This is a genomic window from Algibacter mikhailovii (assembly GCF_014651495.1).
GTDB classification, from domain to species: domain Bacteria; phylum Bacteroidota; class Bacteroidia; order Flavobacteriales; family Flavobacteriaceae; genus Algibacter_E; species Algibacter_E mikhailovii.
On sequence record NZ_BMWZ01000007.1, the window covers coordinates 189,757 to 211,456 of the forward strand.

Here is a 21,700-nt window from a genome sequence, read left to right on the forward strand (position 1 = left end):
ATATATAATAATACTTCATAATAATGACAATTTCTATAGGAAACGATCACGCTGGAACAGATTATAAATTTGCTATAAAAGAACTCCTTGAATCTAAAGGATATACGGTTAATAATTATGGTACTGATGCCAATGATAGTGTAGATTATGCTGATTTTGTTCATCCAGTGGCTGTAGATGTTGAAACTAATAAATCAGATTTTGGTATTTTAATTTGTGGCAGTGCTAATGGTGTTGCTATGACGGCCAATAAACATCAAAAAATTCGTGCTGGATTATGTTGGACCAATGAAATAGTTGAATTAATACGTCAACATAATAATGCCAATATTTTATGTATTCCAGCCAGATTTACTGCCATTCCACAAGCCTTAAAAATGGTTGAAACATTTTTAAATACGGAATTTGAAGGGGGTAGACACCAGAATAGAATTGACAAAATACCAATACATTGTTAAATGGGTCATCATCATGGGCATAATCATACTCATGAACATTCCGATTTAAAAGGTCGGAATCTTGTTATTTCCATTATATTAAATATTGGTATTACTACCGCCCAAGTTATTGGTGGTATTTTTTCTGGAAGTTTAGCATTGTTAAGCGATGCCTTACATAATTTTACAGATGTTATTTCTTTAATTATTAGTTATGTAGCTAATAAACTAACTAAAAAGAAAGCGTCTTTTCAAAAAACATTTGGATTTAAACGTGCTGAGATATTAGCGGCCTTTATTAATGCCTCAGCTTTAATCATTATTGCTGTTTTATTAATTATTGAAGCCATTAAACGTTTTCAAAACCCTGAAGAAATTCAATCTAATCTGGTAATTTGGTTATCCATTATTGCTATTTTAGGCAATGGATTTAGTGTTTTGTTACTAAAGAAGGATGCACAGGCCAATATGAATATGAAAAGTGCTTATTTACATCTTTTCACTGATATGATGGCTAGTGTGGCCGTTTTATTAGGTGGCTTATTAATGAAGTATTATCAATTATATTGGGTAGATAGTGTGCTTACATTTGCTATTGCTATTTATTTGATTTGGATGGGTTTTGATTTACTAAAAGATTCTACAAAAGTATTAATGCTTTTTACACCAGATACCATACCTGTCAAGAAGATTGTTAAAGAAATAAATGCTTTTGATTCTATAAACAATGTGCACCATGTGCATATTTGGCAATTAAATGAAGATGAAATTCATTTGGAGGCCCATATAGATTTTAACGAGGACATTACCTTATCTCAGTTTGATGAGGTATTGCGTGATATTGAGGATTTTGTATTAGAAAAATACCAAATTAATCATGTGAATATTCAACCCGAATATGGTAAAGAAGGTCCCAAAGATATTATTGTTCAAGATTAGTAATTTCTTTTCATTTTAAATTTTATCCATTGTTTATAAAACTAGTTAATGTTAAATATTAGAGTAAAAACTTTTGAAGCACTTACCAAACAAGAACTTTATGCTTTGCTGCAATTAAGAAGCGAAGTTTTTGTGGTTGAGCAGGATTGTGTCTATCAAGATCTTGATGGAAAAGATGACAAAGCATTACATGTTTTAGGTTTTAAAGATGAAAAACTAGTAGCTTATACACGCGTGTTTAAACCTGGCGTTTATTTTAATGAAGCGAGTATTGGAAGGGTAGTAGTAGCTAAAAATCAAAGGCATCATAAATACGGCTATGAGATAATGGAGGCTTCAAAAAAGGCTATTGAAACCTATTATAATGAAACTACAATAAAAATATCAGCTCAATGTTATTTAGTTCAATTTTATAATAATGTGGGTTTTAAATCTATAGGAAAAGAATATTTAGAGGATGGTATTCCACATATTGCGATGATAAAAAATTCGTAATGTTTTACCTTTTTAGGACAAATTTACCTCTCAGTAACTCTCCTGTATTAAGCACTATTTCATACCAGTAAGTATCAGAACTCATTTTTTCTCCATTAAAAGTTCCATCCCATTGTAAAGAATTGCCGGATAAAAATTTTAATAGTTTTCCGTACCTATTATAGATGGTGATGTTATTAACACTATTATTATTGTCAAACACATACCAAAAGTCATTTGCGCCATCGTTATTTGGCGTGAAATATTTAGGAATGAAATAATCTTCTTTATTGATGGTAACATTAAAACTAGATTCATTACTTAAGCAGCCTTGTTCTTTAAATATGAATATTTTTTGAGAAACAGTGATATTATCGCCACTATAAAGTGGTTTCCCCAAACCTCCAGACTCAGTGAAGTAATTTCCATTAATTAATATGGGTAAGATATAGCTATCACCAATAAAATCATCCAATTCATCAATAGGAATAAAACTCCCACATTGATTCAAAGATTCTCTATAATTAGAAAAAGAAGCAGGTTGCCAGAGGGAATGATCGCCATTTCTATCATCTACAACCACACAATTTAAATCTTGATTATCACTAAAATCTATAAAGGCCATATTATCATTATTACCATTATTTATAATTAGATTACATAATTGGTTATTCTTACATTCTAAATTCCTTAAATATTGGTTACCTGATAAATCGAGTTCAGAAAGGTTATTATAAGCACATAGAAGTGTGTTTAATAGAAGATTCTTACTCAAGTTTAAGGTTTCTAATTGATTTTCTCCACAATCTAAATAACGTAAATCGGGGTTGTTAATTAAGTCTAATTCTGTTAATAAATTACCCCTGCATTGAAACCTTCTTAATTTAGGGTTATTAGAAAGGTTTAATGTCGATATATTATTGTTTTCGCAACCAAAAACGACAATCTCTTTATTGTTTGTGATATCAATGTCACTAATATTGTTTTCCCATAAGATTAACGAAATCATATTAGGGTTTTTTGAAACATCTAAACGTTGTAAAGCATTAGTATAACACCATAAAACTTCAAGTTTTGGGTTTTGCGTAACCTCAATACTGCTTAATTGATTCCCATGACAATATAATTCCCTTAATTGGGTATTTAGGCTAACATTAAAACGTGATATTGAATTTCTAGAACAATCTAGAACCTGTAAGTTTTTGAAATCCGCAATACCAGTGAGATCTTCTATGTTTTTATTGTTCAGATCTAATTCTGTAATTCCTGTTATATTATTGGTTGGTATAAAATTATCTAAGGAACCTGAATCATATCCTAGGTCAATTAGTACTTGTTCAAAGTTATTGTCAGGAATATAAGTGTTTTGGCAAAAACTAAGAACGTTTAATAAGCATGAACCAATTAAAATAAACCAAGTTTTACACATACATCTTTGATTGTCTTAATCATCCTTGGTATGTGTAATAAGTATTTCTACACGACGATCTAATTTGGGATCACCTCCTAAAGGGAATTTTCTACGCATTCCTAAATGGCGCATACGTTTTTTATCGACACCTTTTTTTACAAAATAGTCATAGACATATTTTGCTCGTGCTTCAGAAAGGTTTTGTTTTTTTGTTTTTCTGTCTACAGCATCGCGCGTAAATTGTGTACAACAGACATGACCTTGAATAGTAAAGTAAATATCTTCTCGTTCTACAAGCGCTTGAGCAATTTCATTAAGAACTTTTTTTGAGGCTGGCGTTACAGTAGCATAACCCGTTTTAAATAATATATTTTTAAAGGTTATTTTATCACCTTTAGAGCCTTCATTAATCAAAGTAACAACATCCTTTTCTTTAGGTTCTGGTGGCGTTTTTGCTATTGGTTTAGGTTGTTCTTTAGGTTTTTTTGGTTTTACAATAATTTCAGCTTTTCGGTTTAATCCTCTTATTTTTAAGAGATCTTTTTCTTCAACTATTATAAGCAGTATTTCGCCTTTACCATCAACATTATTTATCAAACTTTCACTAATCTCATTTTTAGAAAACACGGCTTTTATAGCATCAGCGCGCTGTTGAGATAACCTTAAGTTATAGGAGTCTGCACCTCTATCATCGCAAAAGCCATAAATAGAAATAGATTCAATATCAATGTCAGCCAATTGAGAAATAAAAAGAAGCAATCTATTCTCCTCGGTATTTGGAACGTCGTATTCATCAGTTTCAAAATAAACCTCATGTGTTAATTGTTCTTGCGGAAAAACAAGAGCACATTGCAGTGTTATTATTATTAAAACCAACAATTTTTTCATAGTAGGATGAAAGTATAGGTCCTAAATATACTATATTTAATCGAAAATTTTAACATATCTTTTCAGCTATGAGCACATATCAAAAATAATCTTACAAATTATAATGTTTTAACGGAGGTTATAAGGGTTAGCCTATGTTTGTTTACTTCAAATACCCCTCATATGTTGTGGATGAATTAAGTATCTCTAAAGATTTTTTTATAGTGGGATCATGTACTTTATAGTATTCATATAAACCTTCTCTATACACATACCGTTTCACTATATCTTCTGTAAGTAATTTTAGTAAAAAGTCTTTGTTTTCATTTAAAACTATAGCTTTAGAAGCGTTTAGATTAGTAATAAGGGTATTATAATCTTTAGCAATATTATCATTTAGTTCTTCTTTTTTTGAGATTTCAAAAGCCTTTATTAATGCTTTTTCTGTATCCGTTTCAAAAGAAAAATCATTACTTTTTAGAAAAGATTTGAAGTTATTAAAGTCTTTATCTGTAAGTTTTAAAGTGTTAATATCATCAAATGAATGGTCGTAATAATACGATGTTGCATAATCAAAAATGAGATCACTATTCACAATCGCTTTTGTAATGGTTGTGTTTTTAGGAGCCCCTATGATTTCATCTGGAAGTACACCACCTCCATCAAAAACTTGACGACCATTTCTTGTTTTAAACGCATTATAATTTTCTTGTTTTACGCGTACGGCTTCTCCTTTGTCATTTCTATTCCAATAATCTAAGGATTGAATGCATCTTCCGGAAGGTGTATAATATCTAGAAATAGTTATTTTTACCTGTGTTCCATAGGTAAGTTGTTTAGGTCGCTGAACTAAGCCTTTACCAAAACTTCTACTTCCTAATATCACAGCTCTGTCTAAATCTTGAAGTGCACCAGAAACAATTTCACTTGCTGAAGCGCTGGAACCATCTATTAATATAACTAAAGGTATATCTGTATCAATAGGTTCGTTAGGTGTAATATAGGACCGGTTGTATTTTTTTACTTTAGACTTTGTAGTGGCTATCAATTGTCCTTTTGGTACAAATAGATTAACTATTTTAATGGCTTCGTTAAGCAGTCCTCCAGGGTTGCCTCTTAAATCAAGAATCATGCGTTCTGCGCCTTGGGCTTTTAAGTCTCGTAGAGCATAATTAGTTTCAGCATAAGCCTTTCTGTTAAACCTACTTAATACAATATACCCTGTTTTATCATTTACCATTGAAAAATGAGGCACAGCTTTAATTTCAACTTCAGCCCTTTTAATGCTTGCTTTTTTTGTGCTTCCCTGGCGGGTATAGGTAACTTCGACAGCAGAATCAGGTGCGCCTTTAAGTAAATCGCCAGCTATACCCTCATAATCTGAAACTAAAACAGTTCCAACTTGTATAATTTCATCGCCAGCTTTTAAGCCTGCTTTATCGGCTGGATAATCTTTATAAGGTTCAACAACTACTAGTTTATCTTTTAAGGTCTTTATTCTAGCGCCAATTCCAGTATAATCGCCAGTGTTATTTATTCTAGCAGCCTCAACATCTTGTTCATTCATAAAGTTGGTGTATGGATCAAGATCGGCAAGCATGTTTTTTATAGCAGTATCAATTAAATCACCAGGGTTGGTTTCATCTACATAATTCATATTAAGTTCTTTGAATAATGTTGTGAATATTTCTATCTGTTTGGCAATTTCGAAAAAATCGTTTTTAAAAGAGGCTGTTGAGAATAGGATAATCCCAGCTAAGACAGGAATTATAATTCGCTTTTTGAGTAAAGTTTTCATGTGATTTATTATACTTAAGACACCTTGTTCAAAAATTTTTTAAACAAGAGGTTCATTTTAGTTTCAACTTGGTTAAATGTAGGTTTGTCTTTGCCAATGTACAAAATCATACAGGCGTATTGCGTTGTTAAATTGTTAAAATAATCGCTTTTGTTTAATCTATAAGATTCTCTTAACAAGCGCTTTATACGGTTTCTATCTACAGCAGTTTTAAAGTTTCGTTTACTTACAGAAACCCCTGTTTTAGCAGGAATAGAATCTTCAAAAGTAGTAGGCAGAAAAACCAATCGTAAAGGAAACACAGAAATAGATTGTCCGTTAGCAAATAACTGCTCAATGAGCTTTTTGCTTTTTAGTTTTTCCTTTTTTGGATAGGTTTGAGACATAGTTGATTTTACTTGTACAAAAGTAGGAATAACAATTAAGACTTAAGCGCTCTAAAAGGTGTCATGATAAAAATCATATTTAAAACGTGTAATTCGGAGTAATTTTAGCTTCTAAAACTAGTCAAAATAAAAGGTATGGGAGATTTAAACGTGGCTTTGCTGAACACCAAGAAAGATAGAGCCAATTATATATATCATTTGTTAAATGATATTAAGGCTTTAGATATGTTAATTGAGAGAGGGTTAATTGATGATGGACCTTTGCGCATTGGTGCAGAACAAGAGTTTTGTATGGTAAATAATCAATTTTTACCAGAAAGCAGGTCTCTTGAAATTTTAGAAGATATTGATGATAAGCATTTCACAACAGAGATAGGCAATTATAATTTAGAATTGAACCTAGATACGTTTCAATTGGGTGGTAATTGTTTTTCTGAGTTACATAATCAATTAAAGGCACTGCTGGGTAAAGCTAAAAAGGCAGCTGCTAAGAAGGACATCAAAATTGTTTTAGCAGGGATCTTACCTTCTTTAACCATTAGTAATGTGGATGAAGACAGTATGACGGAGGTGGAAAGATATGTTGTTTTAAATGACGCCATAAAGCAAAGCAGAAGAAAAAGTTTTGATATACACATTAAAGGGGTTGATGAGCTTAATTTGTTGCATGATTCCGTTATGCTTGAAGGGTGTAATACCAGTTTTCAAATGCATCTACAGCTTAGTCCAGAAGGATTTGTTGATAATTATAACTGGGCACAAGCTATTGCCGGTCCTATTTTAGGCGTTTGCACCAATTCTCCGTTATTGTTTGGTAAAGAACTTTGGAGTGAAACCAGAATTGCGCTTTTTACACAAAGTGTTGATACCAGAGCTAATTCATATTTATTAAACCAAAAACAATCACGAGTTAGTTTTGGGCGGAGTTGGCAAACAGGTTCTATAACCGATATTTTTAAGGATAATATTACGCGATTCAGAAGTTTTTTAACCACAGATTTTACACGAGATAGTGTAAAGATGATTGAGAACAATGAAACCCCAAGGTTAAGAGCATTACAATTACATAATGGAACGGTATACCCTTGGAATCGCGTTTGCTACGGCGTGTTAAATGATAAGGCAAGCTTAAGAATAGAAAACAGATATATTCCTTCTGGCCCAAGTACTGATGATGAAATTGCCAATATGATGTTCTGGGTGGGTGTCATGCTCGGTAAGCCTAAGCAGTATAATAACATTCATGAACAATGGGATTTTAAAGATGTTAAAAACAACTTTTTCAATGCGGCACGTTATGGTATGGCCACACAGTTTTATTGGAATGGCAAGTATGTGTCTAGCCATGACCTTATTATTGATGAATTACTACCAATGGCTTATAAAGGCTTATATAGACATGGTGTAGCGCCTAAAGATGCTGAGTATTACTTGAAAATTATTCTTAACAGAGTAAGAGGGCATAATGGTTCAGAATGGATGGTAAGAAATTATAGAAGTTTGCTTAAAACGCATAAACGTTTTGAGGCTATGCAAATACTTACGGCTACCATGTATTCAAAACAAGAAAAAGGATATCCAGTATCATCATGGGGCACAGTGCACCATTCAGATCAATCTTTTTTTAGCTCCAATAAAATAGTAAAACATGTTATGAGCACAGATATTTTTTCTGTTGGAAAAAAAGACAGCGTAGATTTAGTTCTAAATATGATGAAGTGGAAGAATATCCACCATATGCCTGTTATAAACAATGACAAAGAACTATTAGGTTTAATTAGTTGGACTGATGTTAAAGCGTATTTGGATGATAAATCTAATAAACACAATAGTGTATCAAAATTAATGAATACAGATATTATTGCCATAGATCAATATGCTTCTCTTGAAATTGCTAAATCTTTGATGGAAAAGAATGGCATAGGTAGTCTTCCTGTAATTAAAAATGGAAAACTGATAGGGTTAATGACTAAAAATGACCTGTGATTCTTTAAACTTAAGACATGGTTAATGTTCACAACAAGGCGCTAAACGAGACAATAAAAGTAAACCGGATATTAGGCAAAATTAAAGGGCCTAATCCGGGGCCTACTATTGTGTTTTTTGGTGGTATACACGGTAATGAAACGTCGGGTGTTTTTGCGTTAAACGCTGTTTTAGGGAATATAAATAAATCGAAGGTAAGTGGCACGATATACGGTATTGCAGGTAATCTTAGAGCATTAAAAAAACACCAACGTTTTATTGATGAAGATTTAAATAGACTTTGGACCAAAGAGCATATTGAGTTAATTAAAGGTAAAACTATTTTGAACGCTGATGAAGCTGAACTTTTAGCTTTATTAGAACTGTTAGAGGATATCTTACTTAATAATGAACCGCCTTATTATTTCATTGATTTACATACAACATCAAGTAAAACACTACCGTTTATTACTATAAATGATGCCTTGATAAACCGTAAGTTTTCAAAGCAATTTCCCGTGCCCATAGTTTTAGGTATTGAAGAATATTTAAACGGCCCGTTATTAAGTTATGTTAATCAATTGGGGTACGTGTCTCTTGGGTTTGAGTCAGGACAACATGATGATTTATCAGCTATAAATAACAGTGAGGCTTTTGTTTATTTGGCTTTAGTTTATTCTGGCGCTTTAACTGATGTAAACAAGGGTTTAATTAATAAATACCATGAACAATTAAAAGAACATGCTTGTCATACTTTTGATATTTTTGAGGTTGTTTATTTACATAAAATAAAAAAGAAAGAGGACTTCATGATGCTTAATGGGTTTAAAAGTTTTGAGCCCATTAGAAAAGGAACTAAACTAGCTTTAAGCAATAATAAAGAACTTATAGCGCCTTATAGCGGTAGTATTTTTATGCCGTTATATCAAAAAAGAGGTGCTGAAGGTTTTTTTATAATAAAGCCGATAAAGCCTTTTTTATTAAAACTATCATCAGCCTTAAGAGGCGTCAAAATAGATAATGTATTAGCGTATTTGCCAGGTGTAACTTGGTTAAATAAAGAACAAGGCGTGCTTCAGGTTAATTTAACGGTAGCTAAGTTTTATGCTAAATCAATTTTTCATTTATTAGGCTATAGAAATAGGCAAATTACAGAGACGCATATCACGTTAAACAATAGAGAACGCGTTGCTAAAACAAGTATTTATAAAAATGAACCTTGGTATTAATATATTGACTATTTGGGGAAAAGTAAAACAAAGCCAGTTCTAATACCCCATTTGGCCGTATTACCATTACCATAGGGTATTCTAGGACCTAGAATAAACTGAGTCATTTGTTTTCCTATAGTAAAAACCTTTGAACCTATAAGGTGCAAATTACCTGAGGTGGTATTGTTATCCCAATTATAGGTGAGTTCAGTATTAAGTGCTAAGGCATAGCCGCCTGTAAAGTTTTTTGCAAGAAAAGGTTGGAAGAATGTAGCATTAACATCGGCTCTTTCTTTACTTCCAGCTACAGACCAAATATGATTTATAAGACCACCAAAAGTTAAGCTTCCTGCTTGTTTTAGAATTACAGCTGTGGGACCAATGCCAAATTTCTCACTACCTAACAATCTGTCTGTTGCTGTTGGAACGAGTAGAACAGGACCTGCTCCCCAAATTAGCCCACCGGATGTTGGTGCTTTAGGCGAAAAAAAACCACTTACTACAGCATCACTTACGCCAAATTGATTACCACTATTACCAAAAACGTCATTTTGGGAAATAACAGGCAAAATAATTCTACCTATTAAGTTCCAATCCTCACTGATACTGATAGGAATAACAGGCTGAATATTTAAGGTCATTCTGGATCCATCACTAGGGCCAACACCAAAATCAAAATTAAATTGGAAGGGAACACTAATTAAACTGGCTATTGGGTTTTGCAGTTGTTTCGCTAAGGCATCGGCATCTGAATTTTCTGCGCTATTCGGTGTTTGTGAGTTCAATAGCCCGTGAATGGCTAATGCGCATAAAAGTAAACCTAACTTTTTCATTTTTTATGGTTTTTGATAAACAACATGCCCTTCTTTTATGGTGGTATGGACTAAGATGTTTTTTATGTTTTCTTCCGACACTTTGAATGGGTTTTTATCAAGTATAACAAGGTCTGCTAACTTATCAGCTTCTAAAGTTCCCTTGCTTTGTTCTTCAAAATGTTGATAAGCTGACCAAATTGTAATGGCTTGAAGGGCTTCATAAGGCGTTAATTTTTCATCTGGACCAATGACGGCTCCTGAACGGGATTTACGTTCCACAGAAATACCTACCATACGCATTAAATTAGGTAATGCTACAGGAGCATCGGTATGAATGGTTGCTCTTAGGCCTTTATTGAGGGCGGTGCGCATTGGGCTAATTTTATTACCTAAACTGTCTCCAATAATCTGCTTATGCCAATCGCCCCAGTAATAAGTATGTAAAGGAAACAAAGAGGTTATAACGTTTAGGTCTTTAAAAGCATCCAATTGATCTTCTCGTACATATTGCCCATGAATTAAAACAGATCTTCGGTCATGATTGCCATATTTTTTTGCAGCTATTTTCATGGTTCTAATCATTTGGTCCATAGCCGCATCTCCGTTTGCATGGGTTAATATTTGCCAGTTGTTTTCAAAAGCTTTTTCATAAAGACCAGCAACAGTACTATCGTTTGGAATGGCTGGATACCCGGCGTAATCTGCTTTAGCCCCATCAGGTGGGATAAGATACGGTTGGGTCCTCCAAGCCGTTCTGCCCTGTGGAGAACCATCTAAGGTTACTTTCATACCACCTATCCTATAGTGGTTTAGGTAGGATTTACTATTCCATTTGGACTGCATATATTTATCTACAAACAGATAGTCCACATAACTTACAACATCAATTTTAAGTTTTCCAGATTCAGCTGCATTGGCCAATAACTCGTGATTCTCCATTGCTCTGCCTTCCTGCGCTGTAGTATATCCATAAGAAACAGCTAATTGTTGTCCGGCCTTAAAAAAGGCGTCTGAGGCGGCTTTATTAGAGGGCTTAATTGCTTTCAACATATGTGGTATAGCTGCGAGTTCTTCAAGGACTCCGTTTGGTTCGTTATTATGCTCTCGTCTAATGATTCCTCCCTCTGGATTAGCTGTTTTGGCAGTGATACCTAAAATTTCAAGTGCCTTAGAATTAACAGAGGCAAAATGACCAGAAATATGGATAATCATAATTGGGAACTCGGTAGATACAAGGTCTAAGTCGTGTTTTGTAGGAAACCTTTTTTCTTCAAGTACAGAATCGTCAAAGCCCATACCAAAAATCCATCCTGTTAAACTTCTGTTTTCAGGAGTATTCCATTTTTTTAAAATAGCAATTAATGTCGGAATATCTTTAGCTCCAGCATCTGGGGGTGGTAATATTTGAGCACCAATAGCTTGGGCGGAAAAGGCGGCAAAATGAGCGTGTCCATCAATTAAACCTGGTAACATAGTCTGCCCTTTTAAATCAATCATATGATGTCCAGGACCTGCCACCTCCATGGCTTTCTTTGCTTCTCCTACAAAAACAATTTTACCGTCTCGCTCAACTAAAGCATCGACATATTCGGGAGAATCCCCTACCATTGTAACAATATCGCCTCCATAATACACTGTGGTATTTGAGGTTGTGTTGTTGGATGGTTTTTCGTTTTTACATGCTACTATTAAGAAGAAACTTAATAGTATAATAAGGGGTTTTGCGCGATGAGAAATTAAGATTTTCATGAGTTTTTAAATACTAGTTTTTTGAAAACTAGAATATACTTAAAAAAAACAAGATGAGTTTTATCTGTATATTATTTTCTCATTAACATAAAAAGGGGTAGGTTTAATTCATCCCCCCCCCTTTTTTTTTTACTACTAAAACCTTTATTTTTTATTGTTTGCTCTATCAATATCGGCCATCATTTGAGTGGGATCAATCTCAACAGATTTAATAGCTTTTGAAGTTTTATGGGTGTAGGTTGGATACGCCCAAGCCCAATCTTTAATAATAGTTGATGATGTTGGCTTTTCTCCACGCATCATCTGTAACGGAATATAAAAATCTTCGGTAGAACCGTCAGTATACGTTACAGTTAAATCTATTGGCATCGGCATTAAACCAATACGTTCAAGAGTAAAAGATTGATTGTCTACAGTTTTTACCGCATAATCAATCGTATTTATTGTTCGTGTCCAGTCGTTTAAATACCAGTCCAATTCTAGTCCTGATACTTTTTCGGCAACTCTAATAAAATCATTAGGTGTTGGGTGCTTAAAAGACCAAGTATCAAAGTATGCTTTTATAGTTTCCTTCTGGTTGTCTTTACCAATAACATAGGCTAATTGGTTTAGAAAAATATAACCTTTATAATATGCCGATATTGAAGAAGACCTGTTAAAATTAAAACGATCTGCATGTGTAGTCTGCGGCTGTTCTGTTCCCGAATTCACGTAATAATTATACACATCATAAATTTGTTTTGTTGGTTTTTCAAAAGAAGTATTAAAAATATGAGCACCAGCTAATTCACCAAAATACTCAGTAAACCCTTCATCCATCCAATAGTTTGTTAGCTCATTGGTAGCTAGTAAAAATTGAAACCAAGAGTGTGCCATTTCATGAGCGGTAACCCCAAAGAGCCCATCAAAGTCACCTTCACCCAGAATAAGGGTACACATGCCATACTCCATACCTCCATCACCACCTTGAATGATAGAGTACTGTTTATAAGGGTAGTTTCCAATATTTGCACTGTAAAATTGCATTAACTTAACGGCTTTAGGTTGCAAGTTTTTCCAATTCTCAAGTTTCTCTGCCGGCATGGTGCTTTTGTATAAAAAGTGCAATAGAGGACCATTAGGAACTTGGTAAGTATCGTGGATATATTCGGGGTCTGCTGCCCAGGTAAAATCGTGTACATTGGGTGCTATAAAATGCCAAGTCAATTTATCGGTTTCTGAACGATTCAAAGCTCCGGTTTCATAACCATGTCCAATATTATTGGGGTTTTGTAAATAACCCGTACCGCCTACGGTATAGTTTTTATCTAAAGTAAGTTTCACATCAAAATCACCCCAAACCCCATGAAATTCACGACCTATATATGGGTCGGTATGCCAACCTTCAAAATCATATTCGGCTAATTTAGGATACCATTGTGACATAGATAAGGCCACACCTTCACTGTTATTTCTACCAGAACGACGAATTTGAATAGGGACCTGAGCATCAAAAAGCATACTGAAAGTAACGCTTTCACCAGGTTGTATGGGTTTAGCTAACTCAACTTCCAAAACAGTACCAACTGTTTTATGTTCAAGAGTTTTTCCGTTTTGTTTTAAACTGTTAACTTTTATATAACCAATTTCATTAGGTTTAAGTTTATTTATTCTATCGCCCACTCGGCCATCCGGATCTGGTATTGTTCTAGAACGCACATCCATTTCACTTCCTGGTTGAAAGGCATTAAAGTATAAATGATAAAACACTTTATTTAGAACATCAGGTGAGTTATTCGTATAAACTAAAGTTTGCTTTCCATTATATTGATAGGTGTCCACGTCCATATCAATTTCCATTTTATAATCTACATGTTGCTGCCAGTAGGTTGAATTTGGAATAGAAGATGCATTTGCGTTTTTAACGGGTTTAGAACTGCTACACGAGAAAATATACGTTGCGCAAAATAAAAGGATAAAGAAACGATTCATAAAAGGGAAAATTAAAAAGAGGTTGTTAGCGGATAGTATTCGTCTAACAACCTCAAAAAGTATACGTAGTATTATTTAGCAGCCATTTTAGCAGCTATAATGAAGGCGTTATAGGCATTCACCATTCTTGAAGATTTTGATAAATCGGCAAAAGGTCTAACGTCTTCTGAGTCTCCTCCAACTATTACTTTACGATTAATAGCCAATCCAGACTCCATTATGACTTGCTTGACTTGAGCTGCACTTAAGTCTGGGAAGTATGAACGAATGAGCGCTGCAACACCTGCTACTGCTGGGGCAGCCATTGACGTTCCACCTTTAGTATCATATTCGTTTTCTGGTGTTGTTGAATAAACACTATCACCAGGAGCAAAAACATCGACATTTTGTTTGCCATAGTTAGAGAAGCTAGCCACCATATTAGAGCCATATTTTGGCGATAAAGCACCTACTCTTATGTATGTATTAGAAATTTCTTTTCCGTTTATATTATCATCTGGAAAATTAGGTTCAGTATCAACGTCTTTACTGTCATTACCCGCGGCATGAACAAAAACAACATCATTTTCAGAGGCATAAGTAATGGCATCACGTACCCATTCACCGTTAGGTGAATAACTTTTTCCGAAGCTCCCATTTATTACTTGGGCGCCATTGTCAACCGCGTAGCGAATAGCTAAAGCAACATCTTTATCATATTCATCGCCATTAGGAACCGCTCTTATACTCATGATTTCAACATTATTAGCAACGCCATTAGCTCCAAGTCCATTATTACGTTCTGCTGCAATAATACCAGCCACGTGTGTACCATGACTTTCAGATTTTTTAACAGGTTTTACGTTTCCATCACCATAATATTTAGTAGACATATCATAAGGATCATCACCTGTAACACGACCTTTAAGGTCTTTGTTTAAATTGGAGTTTAACCTATCATTGATGCTTTCAAGACTACTTCCTATTTCTTTTACAGCATCAGCCATAGAATCCATATTGTTACTAAACATGTATTTGGCTATTTGAACCGATCTGTTTAAAACGTCATCTTCAGTTTTAATCGCGTTCACCTCTTCTTTAGTATAATCTTTTTTTCCTAGGTGATTCGCAAGCGTCTCATCAGCATTCTTAATTTGCTCATAGATTTGATCATATTGTGTTTTTCTTTCTAACCATTTGGCATACTCTTCCTCATATTCAGCTTTAGCACGCTCATAATCAGGGTTAGTTTTGTCCCCTTTTACCAAAATACGCACTAATTCTAGCTGCTCATCGTAGCCTTTTCCAAGAAAATTCCATCCATGAATATCATCTATATAGCCGTTTTTATCATCGTCTATGTTGTTATTAGGAATTTCATCTTTATTGGTCCAAATGACATCGTCTAAATCTTCATGATCAATATCAATTCCAGAATCTATAACAGCAACAATAACTTTTTTACCTTTTTTCTTTTTAATAAGTGCTGTATAAGCCTTATCAACACTCATTCCAGGTATGGTATCCGATACCAAATCTAAATGGCCCCAGTTATGTTTTTCTGCTTCAGTTAACTCAGAAACTTTAAGTGGCGAATTGTCTATGTTTTCTGTAGGTGTTGATATAATATCTCCAGTACTACCACAACCAGAAATAAGAACCGCTAGAAAAGCGGATTTTGCTATTGTTTTAAATGTATTCATAGAGGTTTACTAAAATTTATTTTTTATTTAAATATGTCTTCTGTTTTGTAAGTGTTTTTTAAACGAACACTTTTCTCTGTTTTTTGAACCGTAATGATTTCATGATGGGCATCATGTTGTAAAAATAAATAGGTGTTATTTTCAGCTGCCATATTCAGGAAAAACTCTTTTTCATCAAGTGTTAACAACGGTCTCGTGTCGTAGCCCATAACAAAAGGTAAAGGTAAATGTCCAACGGTGGGTAATAAATCCGCCATAAAAGCAATGGTTTTATCCTGGTATTGAATCATAGGAATCATTTGTTTATCCGTATGACCATTAGCGAAAAATATATCAAAATCTAAGGCTGAATTTTTTAAAATATTAGTGTCAGGTATTGTCGTGAATTTTAATTGTCCGCTTTCTTCAATTGGCAGGATGTTTTCACTTAAAAATGATGCTTTCTCTCGTCTATTAGGTTGGGTAGCCCAGAGCCAATGGTCTTTGTTGCTCCAATAATGGGCGTTTTTAAAAGCAGGTTCATAACCTGTTTTATCTTTATTCCATTGGATACTCCCACCACAATGGTCAAAATGTAAATGCGTTAAAAACACATCGGTAATATCATCTCTATGGAAGCCGTGTTTTTTCAGGGAACTATCAAGACTAAAGTCTCCCCAAAGATGGTAATACCCGTAAAATTTTTCAGATTGCTTATTGCCCATACCATTATCAATCAGTATGAGCCGTTTGCCATTTTCAATGAGCAAGCAACGCGTTGCAATATCAATCATATTGTTAGCGTCTGCGGGATTCGTCCTATTCCATAAAGATTTAGGAACAACACCAAACATGGCACCACCATCAAGCTTTAAATTACCAGCATTTACAGGGTATAAATTCATAGAATTGCGAAATTAATAAATCTAATGATATTCCATTTGGATGTTAAGAATATATTAAGAAAAGGATTTATAAATATGAACTTGAGTTATATTATTTTTAAGAAATAACGTGCTTTAAGCGTTTACCATATTCAAAAAGCGCTTTTATTTCTTTAACACTAGCTAATCGTTCTTTACCAAATATTAACAATGAAGATCCATTGGATTCTACATGATAGTATGAATTACTTTCAAAAAAATGGGTGAGGTCATCATTAAAAAATTTTGCAATGCCAGCTTCGTTATCCCCTTGTAAATAAAAACGTTTAGAAAAGTCTTCATGATTTTCAATTAGAATATCCTTTATTCCTGCAAGGGCTGACACTTTTTCTAAAAAGCCTTCTCTATCTAAAGTGAATTCTGGAATAGGAGCACTTAGTACAATATGAAGCATGGTTGTTCTTACTACTTCCTTTGCAATAAATGCGCCTTCAGAAAATTCAATATCAAACAGAGATATAGTCTTATCTGCGTAGGATAATTTGTTGAAAATATGATTAATCTGTTTGGTTTTAAAAAACTGGAAATTGTTTAAAAAAGAAACTTCTTTTTCTTTTTCATGACTATAGTTGTAACTATAGTCCAATGCCAAAGATTCCATACTAGTTTGACGCCTTGTCAAACTATTTTTAATAATTTTTGGAACGGGTAATAAGCGCCTAGCGGCAAAAGGGTGTTTTGAATCTGTATCATGCATATCCAGTCCAATGACATCAAAATGACCACCGCGTTTGGCGAATAACTCTTGATAACTGTGTATATTCTCCATAACAGTATGGTCTACAAATTCACACATTGAAAAATCTACAATAACATCTTGGTCTTCGGGCACTTCATCTAAATGATGTTTTAACCTGAAGTAATTTAAAAAACTACAAAAGTGTTTAACACTTACATAGTAATTACCTTTAATATCTTGCTCTTTAAACATGAGTACATTTGGTTTTAAGACATTCCTTAAAAATAAACCAGCACTTTTGTTATTGATAATGTGTATGATTAATGTGGCCAAAACTCCTGCAAAAATGCCACTGATTAAGCCAATTTTTAATGTAACTATGAGGGTAACAAAAAAGATGATTAGTTGTTCTTTGCCAATCGAGAACATTTTGGTAATAACATTAGGAGAGGCCAGTTTATATCCTGTATATACTAAAATAGCCATTAGGGCGGGTAACGGTATTCGTGCTAACTGCGAGCTGAAAAACACGATAAAAATCACTAAAAAAATAGCATGAAAAAAGTTTGAAGATCTGTTACTAGCACCATTGTTAACATTTACCGAACTACGCGCAATTACGGTCACTACATTTAATCCTCCTAGCAGGCCGCTACCTACGGTTGCTAAGCCTAGGGCTTTTAAATCTCTATTCACATTTGATCGCCTTTTTTCAGGGTCTAATTTATCAACAGCTTTAATGCTTAATAAAGACTCAATACTTGAAATCAAGGTAAGGGCTAGGACGCTACCCCAAAAGGAAAAGCTCCAAATACCACTAAAACTTGGAATAGGTAAATCGGCTATAAATGTTTTTACCTCAGGAATTCCTGAAATCATATATTCTTTTGCAATGGGGTTGGGTTCATGTAAACCTATCTCAAAGTAGTAACTAAACCCTATGGACAAAAGAACAATCCACATTGGCGCTGGAATGAGTTGCAGATATTTGTTTCTTATTTTTGAATAAAACATCATGATAGCCAAACTTATAACACCTGCAAGGGCTGCAAAAATTAAATTCTTATTACCATAATGCATGGCGTCATTAATGGTGTAGGGAATCTCTAAAAGGTAATCAACAGTATTCTCTCGCTTTATTCTGTGCGCCAGCATGATATGAAATTGCTTTCCTAAAATAATGAGGCCAATGGCCGCTAGCATCCCTTGTATAGCAGCAGAAGGGAAGAAATTTGCTAAGGCACCCATTCTAAAAAATCCAAGAAGAATTAGAAGCACGCCTGAAAACATAATCGCCACATAAGCATTTTCAATACCTAAGCTTGAAATGGTGACCAACAGCACACCTACCAATCCATTCCCTGGTCCAGCAATCGTTACGTGACTACCACCTAAAATAGAAACAACGACGCCTCCAACAATGGCTGCCATGACTCCCGCTATAGGAGGTGCATCACTAGCCATGGCAAGACCTAGACCAAGGGGTAAAGCAATAAGGCTAACCACAAAACCAGAAAAAATGTTTTTTGGGAGGGCCTTTAAGAAGTCTTTTAAATTATTCTTTTTTTGACTCATTGAAGGATAAGTACATCTGTTGGTAATTCCGTTAAAATATGTTCGATGTCATGCGGGAACAGCCTGTCCCAAAAGGTCATTTTTGAAGGTGCATTCATGATTAATAAATCGGCCCTTGAGATTTGAGCATAATGACCAATAGAATATCCTTTTCTACCAAAAATAGGCTGTAGTTTGATTGTTTTGTTTTCGGAATAATTTTTAGGAATGTGATTAATAATTTCTTTAATTCGGGAGTGTTCTCTAAGTTGAATGCGTTCTTTCATGATATTGGCCCGCCTCAATGATTTGTCGTCATCAATTTTTACCGGAACCTGACTTTCATTAATTTCTTCTACTATAGTTATTTTATTTGCTTCTAACTGATTAGCCACATAAAACGCTGAGGTAATAGTCTGTTCGGTTTTAGGGTCTTTTAATCCGTTTACCACAATGTGCTGGCAAGGAATACGTTCAACAGCAGGTTTAATAAGCAAAAGAATAGAGCACTTTACTTGTCTTGTTATTTTCCTAGCAATGGAACCTACATAGTATTTAAGCAGTCGTTCACGCTGAACAGCTCCTAATATTAACAGGTCTATATTTTTTTCTTCAGCCGTGGATAAGATGACACTAACAGGTTCCCCAGTTTTAAAAACCACTTCATAATTCAGATTGTCTTTTTCAAAGTGTTTTAAGATGTTACTTAATGTATTTGTCTTTTCAAGAGAGGACTCTCCAACATGAATTAAAAAAAGTTTAGCCCCAAAAAACACGGACAACCTAGCCGCTTCAAAGAGGTTCGCTTTTAGGTTAGGAGAAAAGGCTACTCCAATTCCAATACTTTTAAAAGGCTTTATCGACAATAGATTGTGGTGGTTTTTGCAAAAAGTTGAAAGATAGGGTTTTTTTAAAAACTTAAAACAAAATATTGTCAAACAGAGTCATCTGTTTTATTTAAATTAGTGCTTTTGTAAATTAATTGTTTCTATGTTAGAATTAGCCGGCATTATAATTTTAGGGATTTTAGCCCAATGGGTGGCATGGAAATTTAAAATCCCAGCCATTCTGCCTTTAATTTTAATAGGCCTTTTAGTGGGGCCTATAGCTGCTGAGTATCTGAGTTCTGATGGGTCAAAATGGATTGAGCCTGTATGGGACGGTACAAAAGGGTTTTTTCCAGGTGATGGTTTGTATTATTTTGTGTCATTAGCTATAAGTATTATTTTATTCGAAGGGGGGCTGACTCTTAAGCGTTCTGAAATAAAGACTTTAGGACCTGTTATTACAAAGTTGATTACTTTAGGTTCAACCATTACTTTTTTTGGTGCTGGTATCATAGCACATGTTATTTTTAATTTAAGTTGGGAGTTAGCCTTTTTATTCTCGGGGCTGATTATTGTTACGGGACCTACTGTTATTACACCTATTTTAAGAAATATTCCTCTTAAAAAAGATATCTCTACAGTATTAAAATGGGAGGGCATTTTAATTGACCCCATAGGTGCATTAGTAGCGGTATTAGTCTTTGAGTTTATTAGTGTGGAAGGGGATAGTGGCTTCACCAAAACAGCATTAATTGAGTTTGGGAAGATCATTTTATTTGGTACCACCTTTGGGTTCACCTTTGCACATGCTTTGGCTTTTGTTATTAATAAGAAACTCATTCCGCATTATTTATTAAATGTAGTATCCCTGTCTACAGTTTTGCTTGTTTTTGTGGAGTCTGAGGTTTTTGCCCATGAGTCCGGCTTACTTGCCGTAGTGGTTATGGGTATGGTTTTGGGTAATGGCAAATTGAAAAACATTAAAGAGTTATTATATTTTAAGGAATCGCTCAGCGTATTGCTTATCTCTATTTTGTTTATTCTGCTTGCTGCAAATATTGATTTTAAAGACTTGATGTTACTTTATACATGGAAGACGGCTATTTTGTTTTTTGTGGTGGTTTTAGTTATTAGACCGTTGGGTGTTTTTTTAAGTACCCAAGGATCGAAATTAAAATTCAACGATAAGCTATTTATTAGTTGGGTAGGACCAAGGGGTATTGTTGCAGCAGGTATAGCCTCTCTTTTTGGAGGCAAGCTTATTAAACAAGGTGTTGATGGTGCCGAATATATAACCCCATTGGTGTTTATGATTGTTTTAGGTACTGTATTGTTGAACGCGACTACAGCACGAATAATGGCTAAATTGTTGGGGGTTTTTCTAAAAAGGTCAGAAGGTGTTTTAATTGTAGGGGCGTCTCATGTATCACGACTTATTGGAAAGTATTTAGTCGATAATGGCAGGCATGTGGTACTTATTGATAGTAACCTCAATAATATCGAATTGGCTCAAGAAGAAGGTATGGAGGCCATTGATACAGATATATACTCAGACACCTTAGATGATAATATTGAACTAAATGATATCGGGTTTTTAATGGCGCTTACGGGAAGTGCAGATATTAATGCTTATGCCATAGAAAAATTTAGAGGACAATTTGGTGAAAGCGGCTATTATAGATTAATTACGGCAGATGAAGCCCATGACCCTAGTAGCCCACCGGAAGGACTCTTTTCTCAAACCGATGATTATAATTCCTTAACAGAGGTGGCCAGAAGACACCCAGAAATTCATGAAATCACCCTTGACAGTAGAGCGCATTTTGAAGAATTGATAGAAAAGACGAATGCCGATGTTGATATTATACCACTCTTGGTAAAAGACAAGAAAGGGGTTTTAGAAATTATATCCTCTAAAAATAAAGCTATAGATAAGATTGATTCAGGTTATAAACTCGTTTATTTAGGCAAGCCTTTAGCCTTGTAAAACAGTTTTTTATGGCTGCACTGTT

Annotated in this window: 17 protein-coding genes; 6 read left to right on the plus strand and 11 right to left on the minus strand. The window is 34.3% G+C overall.

The window, feature by feature from the left end; all coding sequences use genetic code 11:
- The first annotated feature begins 23 nt into the window (after positions 1-23).
- The 3 genes from IE051_RS15010 to IE051_RS15020 are packed head-to-tail and all read left to right on the plus strand — an operon-like array spanning position 24 to position 1,871.
- Complete coding sequence (locus tag IE051_RS15010) at positions 24-458, plus strand: RpiB/LacA/LacB family sugar-phosphate isomerase (RefSeq protein WP_189362117.1); 435 nt, start codon at positions 24-26, stop codon at positions 456-458.
- Entirely contained in the window at positions 459-1,376 is a 918-nt protein-coding gene (locus IE051_RS15015; RefSeq protein WP_189362119.1) for a cation diffusion facilitator family transporter, read from the plus strand.
- A 48-nt stretch (positions 1,377-1,424) separates the two neighbouring features.
- On the plus strand, positions 1,425-1,871 hold the full coding sequence (locus tag IE051_RS15020) for a GNAT family N-acetyltransferase (RefSeq protein WP_189362121.1): 447 nt from the start codon (positions 1,425-1,427) through the stop codon (positions 1,869-1,871).
- Positions 1,872-1,875: 4 nt separating this feature from the next.
- On the opposite strand, the gene IE051_RS15025 is transcribed toward IE051_RS15020, so the two are convergent.
- The 4 genes from IE051_RS15025 to rnpA form a co-directional block, all read right to left on the minus strand.
- Positions 1,876-3,279: a T9SS type B sorting domain-containing protein gene (locus IE051_RS15025; RefSeq protein ID WP_189362123.1), complete on the minus strand. Its 1,404-nt coding sequence runs from the start codon at positions 3,277-3,279 to the stop codon at positions 1,876-1,878.
- A gap of 15 nt (positions 3,280-3,294) precedes the next feature.
- On the minus strand, positions 3,295-4,149 hold the full coding sequence (locus tag IE051_RS15030) for an OmpA family protein (protein WP_189362125.1): 855 nt from the start codon (positions 4,147-4,149) through the stop codon (positions 3,295-3,297).
- Positions 4,150-4,291: 142 nt separating this feature from the next.
- Positions 4,292-5,926, minus strand: a complete 1,635-nt coding sequence (locus IE051_RS15035; protein WP_189362127.1) for a S41 family peptidase — start codon at positions 5,924-5,926, stop codon at positions 4,292-4,294.
- A 14-nt stretch (positions 5,927-5,940) separates the two neighbouring features.
- Positions 5,941-6,312 (minus strand): ribonuclease P protein component, encoded by a 372-nt coding sequence (gene rnpA, locus IE051_RS15040; protein WP_189362129.1) that lies wholly within the window; start codon positions 6,310-6,312, stop codon positions 5,941-5,943.
- A 135-nt stretch (positions 6,313-6,447) separates the two neighbouring features.
- Between rnpA and IE051_RS15045 the strand changes: the two genes are divergently transcribed.
- Positions 6,448-8,298: a CBS domain-containing protein gene (locus tag IE051_RS15045; RefSeq protein WP_189362130.1), complete on the plus strand. Its 1,851-nt coding sequence runs from the start codon at positions 6,448-6,450 to the stop codon at positions 8,296-8,298.
- Between the two features lie 17 nt (positions 8,299-8,315).
- Positions 8,316-9,506 (plus strand): succinylglutamate desuccinylase/aspartoacylase domain-containing protein, encoded by a 1,191-nt coding sequence (locus IE051_RS15050; protein ID WP_189362132.1) that lies wholly within the window; start codon positions 8,316-8,318, stop codon positions 9,504-9,506.
- Positions 9,507-9,514: 8 nt separating this feature from the next.
- On the opposite strand, the gene IE051_RS15055 is transcribed toward IE051_RS15050, so the two are convergent.
- The 7 genes from IE051_RS15055 to IE051_RS15085 all read right to left on the minus strand — a co-directional run bounded on the left by IE051_RS15055 (position 9,515) and on the right by IE051_RS15085 (position 19,727).
- On the minus strand, positions 9,515-10,321 hold the full coding sequence (locus IE051_RS15055) for a hypothetical protein (protein WP_229796837.1): 807 nt from the start codon (positions 10,319-10,321) through the stop codon (positions 9,515-9,517).
- A 3-nt stretch (positions 10,322-10,324) separates the two neighbouring features.
- Complete coding sequence (locus IE051_RS15060; RefSeq protein ID WP_189362134.1) at positions 10,325-12,052, minus strand: amidohydrolase; 1,728 nt, start codon at positions 12,050-12,052, stop codon at positions 10,325-10,327.
- A 144-nt stretch (positions 12,053-12,196) separates the two neighbouring features.
- Positions 12,197-14,023 carry a M1 family metallopeptidase gene (locus tag IE051_RS15065; RefSeq protein WP_189362136.1) on the minus strand — a complete coding sequence of 609 codons (1,827 nt, stop codon included), beginning with the start codon at positions 14,021-14,023 and terminating at the stop codon, positions 12,197-12,199.
- A gap of 71 nt (positions 14,024-14,094) precedes the next feature.
- Complete coding sequence (locus tag IE051_RS15070; RefSeq protein ID WP_189362138.1) at positions 14,095-15,705, minus strand: S8 family peptidase; 1,611 nt, start codon at positions 15,703-15,705, stop codon at positions 14,095-14,097.
- Between the two features lie 23 nt (positions 15,706-15,728).
- A complete protein-coding gene (locus IE051_RS15075; protein WP_189362140.1) occupies positions 15,729-16,589 on the minus strand; it encodes an MBL fold metallo-hydrolase in 861 nt (286 codons plus the stop codon).
- A 97-nt stretch (positions 16,590-16,686) separates the two neighbouring features.
- Entirely contained in the window at positions 16,687-18,882 is a 2,196-nt protein-coding gene (locus IE051_RS15080) for a SulP family inorganic anion transporter (protein WP_189362142.1), read from the minus strand.
- On the minus strand, positions 18,879-19,727 hold the full coding sequence (locus IE051_RS15085; RefSeq protein WP_189362144.1) for a universal stress protein: 849 nt from the start codon (positions 19,725-19,727) through the stop codon (positions 18,879-18,881). Before IE051_RS15085 ends, IE051_RS15080 begins: the two co-directional genes overlap by 4 nt.
- Positions 19,728-19,851: 124 nt before the next feature.
- Between IE051_RS15085 and IE051_RS15090 the strand changes: the two genes are divergently transcribed.
- A complete protein-coding gene (locus tag IE051_RS15090) occupies positions 19,852-21,675 on the plus strand; it encodes a cation:proton antiporter (protein WP_189362146.1) in 1,824 nt (607 codons plus the stop codon).
- Positions 21,676-21,700 lie beyond the last annotated feature (25 nt).

Bases quoted from the DNA above. Each gene is read 5' to 3' on its own strand.
- IE051_RS15010 (WP_189362117.1), top strand. From the start codon at position 24: ATGACAATTTCTATAGGAAACGATCACGCTGGAACAGATTATAAATTT.
- IE051_RS15015 (WP_189362119.1), top strand. From the start codon at position 459: ATGGGTCATCATCATGGGCATAATCATACTCATGAACATTCCGATTTA.
- IE051_RS15020 (WP_189362121.1), top strand. From the start codon at position 1,425: ATGTTAAATATTAGAGTAAAAACTTTTGAAGCACTTACCAAACAAGAA.
- IE051_RS15025 (WP_189362123.1), bottom strand. From the start codon at position 3,279: ATGTGTAAAACTTGGTTTATTTTAATTGGTTCATGCTTATTAAACGTT.
- IE051_RS15030 (WP_189362125.1), bottom strand. From the start codon at position 4,149: ATGAAAAAATTGTTGGTTTTAATAATAATAACACTGCAATGTGCTCTT.
- IE051_RS15035 (WP_189362127.1), bottom strand. From the start codon at position 5,926: ATGAAAACTTTACTCAAAAAGCGAATTATAATTCCTGTCTTAGCTGGG.
- rnpA (WP_189362129.1), bottom strand. From the start codon at position 6,312: ATGTCTCAAACCTATCCAAAAAAGGAAAAACTAAAAAGCAAAAAGCTC.
- IE051_RS15045 (WP_189362130.1), top strand. From the start codon at position 6,448: ATGGGAGATTTAAACGTGGCTTTGCTGAACACCAAGAAAGATAGAGCC.
- IE051_RS15050 (WP_189362132.1), top strand. From the start codon at position 8,316: ATGGTTAATGTTCACAACAAGGCGCTAAACGAGACAATAAAAGTAAAC.
- IE051_RS15055 (WP_229796837.1), bottom strand. From the start codon at position 10,321: ATGAAAAAGTTAGGTTTACTTTTATGCGCATTAGCCATTCACGGGCTA.
- IE051_RS15060 (WP_189362134.1), bottom strand. From the start codon at position 12,052: ATGAAAATCTTAATTTCTCATCGCGCAAAACCCCTTATTATACTATTA.
- IE051_RS15065 (WP_189362136.1), bottom strand. From the start codon at position 14,023: ATGAATCGTTTCTTTATCCTTTTATTTTGCGCAACGTATATTTTCTCG.
- IE051_RS15070 (WP_189362138.1), bottom strand. From the start codon at position 15,705: ATGAATACATTTAAAACAATAGCAAAATCCGCTTTTCTAGCGGTTCTT.
- IE051_RS15075 (WP_189362140.1), bottom strand. From the start codon at position 16,589: ATGAATTTATACCCTGTAAATGCTGGTAATTTAAAGCTTGATGGTGGT.
- IE051_RS15080 (WP_189362142.1), bottom strand. From the start codon at position 18,882: ATGAGTCAAAAAAAGAATAATTTAAAAGACTTCTTAAAGGCCCTCCCA.
- IE051_RS15090 (WP_189362146.1), top strand. From the start codon at position 19,852: ATGTTAGAATTAGCCGGCATTATAATTTTAGGGATTTTAGCCCAATGG.